The organism is Novosphingobium sp. TH158 (assembly GCF_002855555.1).
GTDB lineage: Bacteria > Pseudomonadota > Alphaproteobacteria > Sphingomonadales > Sphingomonadaceae > Novosphingobium.
Genome location: NZ_PKRT01000001.1, coordinates 763,712 through 776,804, shown reverse-complemented (window position 1 = coordinate 776,804; position 13,093 = coordinate 763,712). Strand labels below are relative to the sequence as shown.

General features: G+C 65.6%; 13 protein-coding genes. 9 read left to right on the top strand and 4 right to left on the bottom strand.

Going from position 1 to position 13,093, the window contains the following annotated elements; translation table 11 throughout:
• Window positions 1–3: 3 nt before the first annotated feature.
• From scpA to C0V78_RS03850, 4 genes are read left to right on the top strand one after another with little or no spacing between them, the layout of a single operon-like run.
• Entirely contained in the window at window positions 4–2,121 is a 2,118-nt protein-coding gene (scpA, locus tag C0V78_RS03865) for a methylmalonyl-CoA mutase (protein ID WP_101798182.1), read from the top strand.
• A gap of 20 nt (window positions 2,122–2,141) precedes the next feature.
• Window positions 2,142–4,163, top strand: coding sequence for an acetyl/propionyl/methylcrotonyl-CoA carboxylase subunit alpha (locus C0V78_RS03860; protein WP_101796513.1), 2,022 nt, complete (start codon window positions 2,142–2,144; stop codon window positions 4,161–4,163).
• On the top strand, window positions 4,160–4,600 hold the full coding sequence (locus tag C0V78_RS03855) for a DUF488 family protein (protein WP_101796512.1): 441 nt from the start codon (window positions 4,160–4,162) through the stop codon (window positions 4,598–4,600). The genes C0V78_RS03860 and C0V78_RS03855 overlap by 4 nt, the downstream gene beginning before the upstream one ends.
• Window positions 4,597–5,382 carry an acyl-CoA thioesterase II gene (locus C0V78_RS03850; RefSeq protein ID WP_101796511.1) on the top strand — a complete coding sequence of 262 codons (786 nt, stop codon included), beginning with the start codon at window positions 4,597–4,599 and terminating at the stop codon, window positions 5,380–5,382. Before C0V78_RS03855 ends, C0V78_RS03850 begins: the two co-directional genes overlap by 4 nt.
• Here the strand turns inward: C0V78_RS03850 and C0V78_RS03845 are convergent, their stop codons facing one another.
• The 3 genes from C0V78_RS03845 to C0V78_RS03835 are packed head-to-tail and all read right to left on the bottom strand — an operon-like array spanning window position 5,383 to window position 7,279.
• Window positions 5,383–5,574 carry a DUF3008 family protein gene (locus C0V78_RS03845; protein WP_101796510.1) on the bottom strand — a complete coding sequence of 64 codons (192 nt, stop codon included), beginning with the start codon at window positions 5,572–5,574 and terminating at the stop codon, window positions 5,383–5,385. It lies immediately after the preceding gene.
• A 35-nt stretch (window positions 5,575–5,609) separates the two neighbouring features.
• Complete coding sequence (gene aroB, locus C0V78_RS03840) at window positions 5,610–6,716, bottom strand: 3-dehydroquinate synthase (RefSeq protein WP_101796509.1); 1,107 nt, start codon at window positions 6,714–6,716, stop codon at window positions 5,610–5,612.
• Complete coding sequence (locus C0V78_RS03835; protein WP_101796508.1) at window positions 6,707–7,279, bottom strand: shikimate kinase; 573 nt, start codon at window positions 7,277–7,279, stop codon at window positions 6,707–6,709. The genes aroB and C0V78_RS03835 overlap by 10 nt, the downstream gene beginning before the upstream one ends.
• Window positions 7,280–7,363: 84 nt before the next feature.
• On the opposite strand from C0V78_RS03835, the gene C0V78_RS15215 reads away from it, so the two are divergent.
• The 5 genes from C0V78_RS15215 to C0V78_RS03815 all read left to right on the top strand — a co-directional run bounded on the left by C0V78_RS15215 (window position 7,364) and on the right by C0V78_RS03815 (window position 12,712).
• A complete protein-coding gene (locus C0V78_RS15215; protein ID WP_256385664.1) occupies window positions 7,364–7,486 on the top strand; it encodes a hypothetical protein in 123 nt (40 codons plus the stop codon).
• Window positions 7,483–9,321: a hypothetical protein gene (locus C0V78_RS03830; RefSeq protein WP_101796507.1), complete on the top strand. Its 1,839-nt coding sequence runs from the start codon at window positions 7,483–7,485 to the stop codon at window positions 9,319–9,321. Before C0V78_RS15215 ends, C0V78_RS03830 begins: the two co-directional genes overlap by 4 nt.
• Window positions 9,322–9,328: 7 nt before the next feature.
• Window positions 9,329–10,219, top strand: coding sequence for a tyrosine recombinase (locus C0V78_RS03825; RefSeq protein WP_256385675.1), 891 nt, complete (start codon window positions 9,329–9,331; stop codon window positions 10,217–10,219).
• Window positions 10,220–10,229: 10 nt separating this feature from the next.
• Entirely contained in the window at window positions 10,230–11,177 is a 948-nt protein-coding gene (locus tag C0V78_RS03820; protein ID WP_101796505.1) for an acetyl-CoA carboxylase carboxyltransferase subunit alpha, read from the top strand.
• An 80-nt stretch (window positions 11,178–11,257) separates the two neighbouring features.
• A complete protein-coding gene (locus C0V78_RS03815; protein WP_101796504.1) occupies window positions 11,258–12,712 on the top strand; it encodes a M48 family metalloprotease in 1,455 nt (484 codons plus the stop codon).
• Between the two features lie 62 nt (window positions 12,713–12,774).
• Here the strand turns inward: C0V78_RS03815 and C0V78_RS03810 are convergent, their stop codons facing one another.
• On the bottom strand, window positions 12,775–12,948 hold the full coding sequence (locus tag C0V78_RS03810; RefSeq protein ID WP_101796503.1) for a Flp family type IVb pilin: 174 nt from the start codon (window positions 12,946–12,948) through the stop codon (window positions 12,775–12,777).
• Window positions 12,949–13,093 lie beyond the last annotated feature (145 nt).

Sequence of the window (13,093 nt, the reverse complement as noted above, 5' to 3'; positions counted from 1 at the left end):
ATCATGGCCAAGATTGAAGACTGGCAGGCAGCAGCGGCAAAAGAGGTCAAGGGCAAGGACCTGACCTGGAACACTCCCGAGGGCTTCGCGATCAAGCCGCTGTACACGGCGGAAGATGCGGGCGATCCGGGCCTGCCGGGCTTTGCCCCGTTCACCCGCGGCGTGCGCGCATCGATGTATGCCGGCCGCCCCTGGACGATCCGCCAGTACGCCGGTTTCTCCACCGCCGAGGAATCGAACGCCTTCTACCGCCGCAACCTCGCCGCCGGTCAGAAGGGCCTCTCGGTCGCCTTCGACCTTGCGACCCACCGCGGTTACGACTCCGATCACCCCCGCGTGGTGGGGGACGTCGGCAAGGCCGGCGTTGCCATCGACTCGGTCGAGGACATGAAGATCCTGTTCGACGGCATCCCGCTCGATCAGATGTCGGTCTCGATGACGATGAACGGCGCGGTGATCCCGATCATGGCCTTCTTCATCGTCGCCGGTCAGGAACAGGGCGTCGCCACCGAACAGCTCGACGGGACCATCCAGAACGACATCCTCAAGGAGTTCATGGTCCGCAACACCTATATCTATCCGCCCGAACCTTCAATGCGGATCATCTCGGATATCATCGCCTATACCTCTGCGAAGATGCCGAAATTCAACAGCATTTCGATTTCGGGCTATCACATGCACGAAGCCGGGGCGACCGCCGTGCAGGAACTGGCCTTCACAATTGCCGACGGCAAGGAATACGTGAAGCGCGCCATGGCTGCGGGCCTCGACATTGATGCTTTCGCCGGCCGCCTGTCGTTCTTCTTCGGCATCGGCATGAACTTCTTCATGGAAGTGGCCAAGCTGCGCGCCGCGCGCACGCTGTGGCACCGCGTGATGGACGGGCTGGGCGCCAAGAGCGAACGCTCCAAGATGCTGCGCACCCATTGCCAGACTTCGGGCGTCAGCTTGCAGGAGCAGGACCCCTACAACAACGTCATCCGCACCACGGTGGAAGCCATGGCGGCAGTGCTCGGCGGCACCCAGTCGCTGCACACCAACGCGCTCGACGAAGCGATCGCGCTTCCGACCGACTTCTCCGCCCGCATCGCGCGCAACACGCAGATCGTGCTGGCCGAGGAAACCGGCATCACCAAGGTGGTCGATCCGCTCGGCGGCTCCTACTACATCGAAGCGCTGACCAAGCAGCTGGTCGACGATGCCTGGAAGCTGATCGAGGAAGTCGATGGCCTTGGCGGCATGACCAAGGCGGTTGGCTCGGGCATGCCCAAGCAGCTGATCGAACAGGCCGCCGCCGCCAAGCAGGCGCGCGTCGACAAGGGCGAGGACGTCATCGTCGGCGTCAACAAGTATCGCCTGGCGCAGGAAGAACACCTCGATACGCTCGAGGTTGATAACCACGCCGTGCGCGATGCCCAGATCGCCCGCCTGCAGAAGATGCGCGCCACCCGCGACGAGGCCAAGTGCCGCGCCGCGCTCGAAGCCCTGACCGAAGGCGCGAAGGGCAATGGCAACCTGCTCGAACTGGCTGTCGAGGCCGCCCGCCACCGCGCCTCGCTCGGCGAGATTTCGGACGCGATGGAAGTGGCCTTCGGCCGCTATGGCACGCAGCCGGTTCCCGTTACCGGCATCTACGGCAAGGCTTACGAATCCGATGCCCGCTATGCCCAGGTGATCGAAGGCGTCGAAGCCGTCACCCGCCGCCTCGGTCGCAAGCCGCGCCTGCTCGTCGCCAAGATGGGCCAGGACGGCCACGACCGCGGCGCCAACGTGATCGCCTCGGCCTTCACCGACATGGGCTTTGACGTGACCAGCGGCCCGCTGTTCCAGACCCCGGAAGAGGCCTGCAAGCTGGCGCTCGACAACGATGTGGACGCAGTGGGCGCCAGCTCGCTCGCCGCTGGCCACAAGACGCTGATCCCCGAGCTGATCGGCCACCTCAAGGCCGCCGGTCGCCCCGACATCAAGGTTGTCGCTGGCGGCGTCATCCCGCCGCAGGATTACGACTTCCTGCGCGAAGCCGGGGTCCAGGGCATTTACGGCCCGGGTTCGAACGTGGTCGAATGCGCGGCGGACATGCTGGTGCTGCTGGGCCACAACATGCCGCCGCTTGGCGCCTGATTCACTGCGGAGCGAGACGAATGTTCAAGAAAATCCTCATCGCCAATCGTGGTGAAATCGCCTGCCGCGTCATCAAGACGGCGCGGCGCATGGGTATCCAGACCGTCGCAGTCTATTCCGATGCCGACGCCCGCGCGCCCTTCGTGCAGATGGCGGACGAGGCCGTGCATATCGGCCCCGCGCCTGCCGCGCAAAGCTACCTGATCGCGGACAAGATCATCGAGGCCTGCAAGGCGACCGGTGCAGAGGCGGTCCATCCGGGTTACGGCTTCCTCTCCGAACGCACCTCGTTCGCCGAGGCGCTTGCCGCAGAGGGCATCGAATTCATCGGACCCCCGGTGAACGCGATTGCCGCCATGGGCGACAAGATCGAATCGAAGAAGCTGGCCAAGGAAGCCGGCGTCAACGTCGTTCCCGGATTCGTCGGCGAGATCGAGGATACCGAGCACGCGGTGCGCATCTCGAACGAGATCGGCTATCCGGTGATGATGAAGGCCTCGGCCGGCGGCGGCGGCAAGGGCATGCGCCTTGCCTACAACGAAACCGACGTGCGCGAAGGCTTCGAATCCGTGAAGCGCGAGGGCCTGAACTCGTTCGGCGATGACCGCGTGTTCATCGAGAAGTTCATCCTAAACCCGCGCCACATCGAAATCCAGATCCTTGGCGACAAGCACGGCAACGTCCTTTACCTCAACGAGCGCGAATGCTCGATCCAGCGCCGCCACCAGAAGGTGGTGGAGGAAGCGCCTTCGCCCTTCGTCACGCCGAAGATGCGCAAGGCCATGGGTGAACAGTGTGTCGCCCTTTCCAAGGCTGTGGGCTATTACAGCGCCGGCACGGTGGAACTGATCGTCTCGGGTGCGGACCCGAGCGGCGAGAGCTTCTACTTCCTCGAAATGAACACCCGCCTGCAGGTGGAACACCCGGTTACCGAATGCATCACCGGGGTCGACCTCGTCGAGCAGATGATCCGCGTTGCCGCTGGCGAGAAGCTGGCGATGACGCAGGACGACGTGAAGATCGACGGCTGGGCGATCGAGAACCGCGTCTATGCCGAAGACCCATACCGCGGGTTCCTACCCTCGACGGGCCGCCTCGTGCGCTACAATCCGCCGGTCGATGGCTGGACGGACGACGGTGCGGAGAACGGTCGCCGCGGCGTGGACGGCGTGCGCGTGGACGACGGCGTCTATGAAGGCGGCGAAGTCTCGATGTTCTACGATCCGATGATCGCCAAGCTGATCACCTGGGGCAAGACCCGCGACGAGGCAGCGGACAAGCAAATCGCCGCGCTCGACGCTTTTGAGATCGAAGGGCTGGGCCACAACATCGATTTCGTCTCGGCCATCATGCAGCACCCGCGCTTCCGTTCGGGCGAACTGACCACCGGCTTCATTGCCGAGGAATACCCCGATGGCTTCACCGGGGCCGCCGCTTCGGACGAACTGAAGGCAAAGCTTGCCGCCGTAGCCGGTTTCATCGCCACCGCCCGTGCCGACCGTGCGCGGCAGGTCGATGGGCAGCTTGCCGATACGCTCGATGCGCCGGCCGAATGGTCGGTCAAGATCGGTGACAAGCGCCACCTCGTCAGCCTTGCAGGCGAGGACATCACCGTCGATGGCGAGGCCGTGGACCTGGCGATGGAATACACACCCGGCGATCGCATTGTCGAAGCGGAGATCGGTGACGAGGTGCTGGGCATCAAGATCGCCACGACCCGCACCGGCGTGAAGATGACCACCCGCGGCGCGATCCACAAGGTGGATATCCTGCCCGCTCGGGTGGCTCACCTTGCCGATCACATGATCGAAAAGGTGCCGCCGGATCTTTCCAAGTTCCTCATCTGCCCGATGCCGGGCCTGCTTGTGTCGCTCAACGTCAAGGAAGGCGACAAGGTCGAGGCCGGCCAGCCGCTCGCGGTGGTGGAAGCGATGAAGATGGAAAACATCCTGCGCGCCGAAAAGTCGGCCACGGTCAAGAAGGTGAACGCCGTTGCCGGCGAAAGCCTGGCGGTGGATGCGGTGATCCTCGAACTCGAATGACGCGTCCCACGATCTGGACCATCGGCTACGAACAGACGACGATGGCGGACTTCATTGCCGCCCTGTCCGCAGCCGGGGTCCGGATCGTTGCCGATGTCAGGGCGATTGCCGCCTCGCGCCGTCCGGGATTTTCCAAGACGGCCCTGGCGGCAAACCTGGCCGAGGCGGGCATCGGCTATCGCCATTTCCGGGCGCTCGGCACCCCGGCTGCGGGCCGCGAAGCCGCCCGGGCCGGCAGGCTGCAAGACCTCAAGCGGATCTACGCCAGCCAGCTCGAATTGCCCGAGGCGCTGGCGCAGGGCGCCGCCCTTGGCGATCTGGCGGCAGAGCAGCCGACAGCCCTGCTGTGTTACGAACGCGATCCATCCTGCTGCCACCGCACCCTGCTGCGCAAGGCGGTGCTTCCCGATTACGACTACGTGGACCTGATGCCATGACCTTTGCCGAACTGCTTGCCTCTGCGACGCCGACGGACAGCGGGTTCGGCCTGACGGTGCCTCAAAGCTGGCTGCAAGGGCGCACCGGATACGGTGGCTTTTCCGCAGCCCTGGCCCTGGTTGCGGCGATCCGCGCCGGGGGCGAAGGGTTGCCGCCGCTGCGTTCGGCCTCGGTCAGTTTTGTCGGGCCGGTCAATGGTCTTGCCGAAGTCAGCGCCCGCGTGCTGCGCCGGGGCAAGAATGCCACCTGGATCGGGGCCGAGGTAACTTGCGGCGGAGCCTGCACGTTGACGGCGACCTTCGTGTTCATGGGGCCGGTGGAAAGCGCGGTCCATCTCAACCGCCAGACAGCGCCGGAAGGCCTGATCGCGCCAGAAGACAGCCGCACCTTCGCGCCGCATCCTCATATGCCGGCCTTTCTTCGCAGCAATTTCGAGGTGCGCTTCGCCCTGCCCAAAGGCGAGGGCAAGGCACCGGAAATCTGCTGGTGGGTCCGCCTGCAGGACCGAGCCGTGCTCGATCCGATGGTCGAAGTCCTGCTCCTCGCCGATGCGCTGCCGCCGGGCATCCTGCCGCTGCTGACGCCGGCAACACCCGTCAGCTCGATGACGTGGATCGTCAACCTGCTGACCCCGGCCCCTACGACGCGGGACGGGTGGTGGCTGCTGCGATCGAGCGCGGACTATGCCGAGCGCGGCTGTTCCAGCCAGCACATGGGCCTGTGGAACGCAAACGGCGATCCGGTGATTTCGGGCATGCAATCGGTGGCCGTGTTCGGCTGATCAGCCCCGCCGGGCCGCATGCTCGGGCTTGCCCTTGCGCTTGGTGCTGGCCAGCTCCTCAAGTTCCTTTTCGGTCATCGATGCCGCCATCTCGCGGCTCGCGCCCTTGAGGCTCGATTTGCCGGTTTCGCCGCGCTTGGCCGCAAGGGCTGCGCCGGCGGCCTTTTGCTGGGCCTTGGATTTTGCAGGCATGGCTGGGCTCCTTTGCTGAGCCGTCAACCGCCCTGTCAGGGGTGCAGTTCCCCGTCGAGGAACTGCGCCACGTCATCCAGCGCCACATCGCGCGCCAGGAAGGCCGAGCCGATGCCGCGCATCAGCACGAAGGGCAGGGTGCCTGCATCCATCTTCTTGTCATGCAGCATGTGCTGGACGAGCGCGGCGCCGGTGCAGTTAAGCCCCAGGGCGGACAGCTGGTGCGGCAGCCCGGTGACAGCGAAATGGCCGGCGATCCGCTCTGCCTCTGCCATGTCCATCAGGCCCTTGCGCGCCGAATAGCGGGCGGCAAGGACCATGCCCATGGCCACGCCTTCGCCGTGCAGCAGGCGGTCGGAAAAGCCTGTCTGCGCCTCGAGCGCATGGCCGAAGGTGTGGCCCAGATTAAGCAGGGCGCGGGCGCCGGTCGTCTCGCGTTCGTCTTCGGCAACGATGCGGGCCTTGGCCTCCACCGAACGGGCGATGGCGAATTCGCGCGCCTCGTGCTCTCCCGCCAGCAGGGCAGGGCCGTTGGCCTCGCACCAGTCGAAGAACGCCGCATCGCCCAGCAGGCCGTATTTCACCACCTCGGCATAGCCCGCACCGACTTCGCGCCGGGGCAGGGTGTCGAGCGCATCGGGATCGCCAAGGACCAGCGAGGGCTGGTGGAACGCGCCAACCAGGTTCTTGCCCGCTTCGGTGTTGATCGCCGTCTTGCCGCCGACGCTTGAATCGACCTGGGCAAGCAGGGTGGTGGGAAGCTGGATGAAGTTGCACCCGCGCTTCAGGATCGAAGCGGCAAATCCGGTCAGATCGCCGATCACGCCGCCGCCCAGCGCAAGGATATGATCGCCGCGCTCCACTTCCTCGGCCAGCAGCCAGTCAACCGTGGCGGAAAGCTGGTCCCAGCTCTTGGTCGATTCGCCGGCGGGCAGGACGCGCCATGCCGGCTGCTTGCCAACGGCGAGCAGCGATTGCTCCACCGCCTCGCCCCAGGCCGCATAGACATGGGCATCGGTTACGATCGGCACGCGGGCCTTGCGCAGGCGCGCGCCGCATTCCTCGCCCACCCGGCGCAGCAGACCGCGTTCGATGCGCACTTCGTAAGGGCGGCCGGCAAGCGAAACGGGGACTACAGCCATGCGTCGATCTCCTTGAGCACTGCCGCCAGAGCGTGCGAATGCGGGACATTGCCGCTCTTCACGTGGATCGGCGCCTGCGAATAGAACGGCTCGCGCTCTGCCTTCAGGCGCGTCAGGATCTCGCGCGGGTCACCCTGGCGCAGCAACGGGCGGTTGTCCTTGCGGCCGACACGCTCGACCAGCACGTCGATATCGCTGTCCAGCCATACGGTGATGCCGCGATCCAGGATCAGCTGGCGTGTTTCCGGATTGCAGAACGCCCCGCCGCCCGTGGCGATGACCTTGGGCTGGCTTTCGCCCATCAGGCGGGCAATCACCCGGCGTTCGCCATCGCGGAAGCTGGCCTCGCCGTAATGCTCGAAAATTTCGGGGATCGTCATCTGCGCGGCCTGCTCGATGGCCTCGTCAGCATCGACGAAGGGGAAATGCAGCGCGTTTGCCAGCTTGCGCCCCACGGTGGACTTGCCCACGCCCATCATGCCGACCAGCACGATCGACCGGTCGATCCGCCGGGAAAGCGCTTCGATTTCGGCGCTGGATGGCATGGGTGCGTCAAGTTCCATTGCAGGCTCGCCTATAGATGCGATAGAGGCGGGTGCAAGCTTTCCGGGGAGTGGTTCGGCGTGGCGATGCGGGGTGGCAGGAAAATGGTGTTGGCCATCGTGACGATCGTGGTGCTGCTGTTGCTCGTCTGGGCCTGGATCGATGGCGGCCAGCGCGAGCTTCATCCCGTCGAACAGGACGTTGCGGTTCCGGAGTCTGTGAAATGAAGCGGTTGCCATTGGCCTTGGGCGGCGCATTGCTGCTGACATCGGCGATTGCCATTGCCCAGCAGGGGCCGGAATCGCTTTTGCCCCCCGGTTTTGACCGTCCCCAGCCCAAGGCCGCGCCGCGCGCTGCCGATCCCGCGCCCGCCGCGGCTCGGGCTGCACCGGGGCCGGGCTCGGTCTCCAGTCCGGTTGTCCAGCCGGTGCCGGGTGCAGCAGCGCCGGCCAGTGGCCCGGTGACCCTGCCATCGAACATTCCTTCGCTCGACCGCCTCGAAAAGATGACGCCAGAGGAGCTTTCCGCTCTGCTCGGCAACAAACCCAAGTTCGACGTTCCCGCCGGCGCGCGCCGGGCGATGAAGCAGATCGGCGTGATCGACGAGGGCGAGGGCGGCCTGCCTTCGTGGTCGCTTGCCGGGCAGAATGCCTCGCTGGTGCGGGCGACACTGGCGAAGAACAACGGCCGACTGGTTTCGCGCTGGGGGCATATCCTGCTGCGCCGCGCCCTTGCATCCCGCCTTGATGCGCCGGCGGGGATGGATCCGGCCGAATTCGTGGCCCTGCGCACGGCCCTGCTGGTTCGCATGGGCGAAGGCGATGCGGCCCGCGAACTGGCGCAGGATGTCGATGCCGGGAATTACTCGCCCGCGCTGACCCAGGCAGCGCTCGACGCCTATGTCGCCACGGCAGACTTCACCGGCGCCTGCCCGGTTGTGACCTGGCAGGGCGGGGCGCGCAAGGACAGCCAGTGGAAGCTGTTCCAGGGCATCTGCGCCGCCTATTCGGGCGAAGCCAGCCGCGCCATGGCCGTGCTCGATCGCTTGCGTCCGGGCGAAGGGCTTGAGCAGGTGGACCTGCTGCTGGCCCAGAAATACGCCGGTGCCGCCAGCCGTGGCCAGCGGGCGGTGAAGATCGAATGGGATGCCGTCGAGGGCATGACGCCGCTGCGCTATGGCCTTGCGCTGGCCGTCGGGCTTGAACCGCCGGCCAAGCTGCTGGGCGATGCGAACGAGAACCTGCGCGCCTATCCGGCCACGGCCCCGATGGCATCGCTGATGCTGCGCGCCGCCGGTGCCGATGTTGCCGCCGGTCGAGGTGTGCTTTCAAGCGCGGCGATGGTGGACCTCTACAGCCAGATTTTCGCCCTCCAAGGCTCGGACGAATGGTCCGAACGCGCCGGTCAGCTCCAGTCTGCCTACCTGGCGGAATCACCTGCGGAAAAGCTGGCGGCGATCAAATCGCTGTGGGGTAATGGCTCGAACCCGTTGCAGGCCTACTCGCGGCAAGTGCTTACGGCCTATGCCGCCGCGCGCCTGCCGGCATCGGGCGACTTTGCCGATGATGCCGCCGGGCTGATCGCCTCGATGCTTGCTGCCGGGCTTGATGCCAATGCGCTGAAGTGGGGGCCGGTAGTGCCCAACGGCAGCGAGGGCTGGGCATTGCTGGCACTGGCACAGCCCAACCGTCCGGGTGAGGTCTCGCGCGACCAGATCGAAGCCTATCGCAACAATGACGAGAGCGAGGAACAGCGCAAGACCCAGTTCCTTGTTGCAGGCCTCGCCGGGCTTGGGCGGGTTTCGCAGCAGGCGGCAGGGGACATCGCCAAGGACATGGGCGTCCCGCTTGATGCGCCGACCCGCTGGACGCAGATGATCGACCAGGCGGCAAGCGTGAACAACCAGGCGCTTGTCGCGCTGCTGGCAGGCGCAGGAATGCAGGGCTCCGGATGGGACAAGATGACGGCCCGGCATCTCTATCACATCGTCTCGGCACTCAACCGCGTCGGCCTATCTGCCGAAGCCCGGATGATCGCCGCAGAGGCTGTCGCGCGGGCGTGACAGGGGTCTGACCACGACCAAAGCCATATCCTCGTTCCTTGCCATGCTCGCCGCCGAACGCGGGGCGGCGGCCAATACCCTTGCGGCCTATCGCCGCGATCTTGAAGGGGCAGAGGAGATTATCGGCGATCTCGTCGAGGCCGATCCCGCTGCGCTGGGCGGGCTGGGCGCCGCATGGTCGGATCTTGCCCCTTCCAGCCTTGCGCGGAAATGCTCGGCGCTGCGCCAGTTCTATGCCTTCCTGCAAGACGAGGGCTGGCGAAAGGACGATCCTTCGCCCGCCTTGCCGCGCCCGCGTACCCGCCGCCCGTTGCCGCGCCTGCTCGGCCATGCGGAGGTCGATGCCTTGTTCCGCCAGGCCGAGGAAGAAGCCGCAGGCGACCGGCCGGATGCAGTCCGTTTGCTGGCGCTGCTCGAGCTGCTCTACGGTTCGGGCCTGCGCGCGACCGAACTTGTTTCCTTGCCACTTGCCGCTGTCCCCCGCGATGCGCCGTTCCTTCACGTAACCGGCAAGGGCGGCCAGCAGCGCATGGTGCCGGTGAGCACGCGTGCCCGGCAGGTCCTGTCACGCTGGCTGGCCTTGCGCCCGCAGGGGGGCAAGCTGCTGTTCCCCTCGCGCGGAGAGAAAGGCCACCTCACGCGCGTGCGCCTGTTTCAGATGCTGCGCGAACTGGCCGGGCGCGCCGGGATCGCGCCGGACAAGGTATCGCCGCATGTCCTGCGCCATGCCTTTGCCACGCACCTGCTTGAAGGCGGGGCAGACCTGCGGGTGCTGCAGACGCTGCTCGGCCATGCCGATATCGCGACGACACAGATATACACTCATGTCGATTCTGCGCGGCTCGTAGCTCTGGTTAACTCGCGCCATCCTCTTGCCGCGCATCGCAGCGGCGATTAGAGGCGCTTCGATGGTCTCCTACCTCGAATTCGAAAAGCCGCTTGCCGCGCTTGAAGCCCGCATCGCCGAACTGCGTTCCACCGCGGAAGCCGGTGCCCTTGATCTCGACGGGGAAATTTCCCGGCTCGAGAAGAAGAGCGCCAACCTGCTGGCCAGCACCTATGCCGCGCTGACGCCCTGGCAGAAGACGCAGGTGGCCCGCCATCCGATGCGGCCGCACTTCCGCGATTACGTCAACCTGGCCTTCACCGATTTCATGCCGCTGGGCGGTGACCGCTATTTCGGTGAGGACGAGGCGATCCTTGGCGGCTTCGCCCGGCTGGGTGACCGGCGGGTGATGCTGATCGGCCATGAAAAGGGCAACGATACGGCCAGCCGCATCCGGCACAATTTCGGCATGGGCAAGCCCGAGGGCTATCGCAAGGCAATCCGCCTGATGGAACTGGCGGGTCGCTTCGGCCTGCCGGTGGTGACGCTGGTCGATACCTCAGGCGCCTTTCCGGGGGTCGAGGCGGAAGAGCGCGGGCAGGCCGAAGCCATCGCCCGCTCCACCGAAGCCTGCCTTGGCCTGCGGGTGCCGATGGTCGCGGTGATCGTAGGCGAGGGCGGCTCGGGCGGCGCAGTGGCGCTGGCCAGTGCCGAACGCGTGCTGATGCTTGAGCACTCGGTCTATTCGGTGATCTCGCCGGAAGGCGCCAGTTCGATCCTGTGGCGCACGCCCGAGAAGGCGGCCGATGCGGCAGAGGCGATGAAGGTTACGGCCCAGCACCTTGCAAAGCTCGGTGTGATTGACCGAATCGTGCCCGAGCCGGTGGGCGGGGCCCACCGCGATCCTGCCGCCACGGCCAGCAGCCTGGCTGCCGCGATCGGCGAGGAACTTGATACCCTTTGTAAACTCACGCCCGAAAAGCGCACGGCTCTTCGTGAGGAGCGCTTCATCGCGATCGGCCGGGCTTGACCTCTCCGCCGGGCCGGTGAACCATGGTTCCCGGTCGCAGCCCTTGTCCTTCGAGGGGTGCCTTGCGGAGGAGTAATATCATGGAACCGCGTCGCAAAAAGCGCTGGCTCTTGTGCACCAGTGCCGCGCTGATGGTGCTTGTGCCCAGCGTTGGCGGATCGCAGTCAACTCAATCGATCAGCCAGTCCGACAAGGAGCAGGGGGCCAAGGCGCACCCGCAGCTGCTGCAGGAATTCGGTGGCGCGATGACCGGGCCGCAGGCAAGCTATGTCGAGGGCGTCGGCAAGGCGATTGCCGTCCAGTCTGGCCTGTCGAACGCCCAGTCAGACTTCACGGTTACCCTGCTCAATTCCTCGGTGAACAACGCCTTCGCCATCCCCGGCGGCTATGTCTACGTCACCCGCGACCTTGTCGGCCTTATGAACAACGAGGCGGAGCTCGCCGGCGTCCTTGGCCATGAAGTCGGCCACGTTGCCGCCCAGCACGGCAAGAAGCGGCAGAGCACGGCAACGCGCAATTCGATCTTCGGCGTGCTTGGGCAAGTGCTGGGTGCGGCGGTGGGCGGCCAGTTTGGCGGCTTGCTCTCTCGCGGGGCGCAGGTGGCGCCGCAATTGCTGACACTGAAGTATTCGCGCGGGCAGGAAACCGAGGCCGATAACCTTGGCATCGCATACTTGCGCCGTGCCGGTTACGATGGCCGCGCGATGGGTTCGGTGCTGCAAAGCCTGGCGAACGAAAACGCGCTGGAGGCCCGCATCCAGGGGCAGACCGGGAACAAGGTGCCCGAATGGGCATCCACCCACCCGTCGGACGCGCCGCGCATCCGGGCGGCACTGGCCCGGGCAGGGGCCGCCTCGGGCAACCTCAACCGCGACAAGTTCCTCGCCGGGATCAACGGCCTGATGATCGGCGACGATCCCAAGCAGGGGATCATCGACGGGCGACGGTTCCTGCACCCGGACATGAAATTCGGCTTCGAAGTCCCGCAGGGCTTCTACATGGTCAACGGGACCCAGGCCGTCGCCATCACTGGCCAGTCAGCCAAGGGCGAACTGAGCAGCGCAGCCTATAACGGCAACATGGATGCCTATATCCAGTCCGTATTCGCCCGCCTGGCGGGGCAGGGGCAGGCGATCAACCCCGGCGCAATCCAGCGGACCCGCGTGAACGACCTGCCCGCTGCCTATGCCGCGGCGCGGGTGAATACCAGCAGCGGGCAGGTGGACGTGCTCGTCTTTGCCTACGAGTTTTCGAACAACCAGGCCTTCCATTTCCTGACGATTACGCAGCCCGGCGGGGCCAATGCCTTCGAATCGATGTTCAAGTCGATGCGGCGGCTTTCCGCGGGCGAGGCGGCGGGGGTAAAGCCGCGGCGGATCTCGGTGGTGACTGTCAAGAAAGGCGACACTGTCCAGACCATGGCCACCCGCATGGCCTATGCCGATCATGAGCTGGACCGGTTCCTGGTGCTGAACGGGCTTACCTCTACCAGCCCGCTGGTGCCGGGGCAGAAGGTGAAGCTGATCGTTTACTGAGGGGCGAACGGAAAAGGGGGACGCGACGCGCCCCCCTTCTGACTGCGTCTGCGACCGGATCGTCAGGCGTTGGTCGAGCTCATGGCCGACGAGGTCTTGGAGAAGGTGTTGTTCAGTTCGGTGCCGAGGCCGCCGATCGTGGTCATGATGGCAACGGCGATAAGCGCGGCAATCAGGCCATATTCGATGGCGGTTGCGCCTGCTTCATCGCGGAAGAGCTGGGTGACGAACGACATTTTCGGTCTCCTTTTTTCGGCTAGCCGATTGTTGACCCATCCCGGTGGGTCGGGGTGAGTGCCCCCGGTCTGGCCGACAAGGTTAAAAGGGACCTAAAGGGAAACCCCTAACGCAAATTCATGTTAAGTATTTTGCCCGCGAACG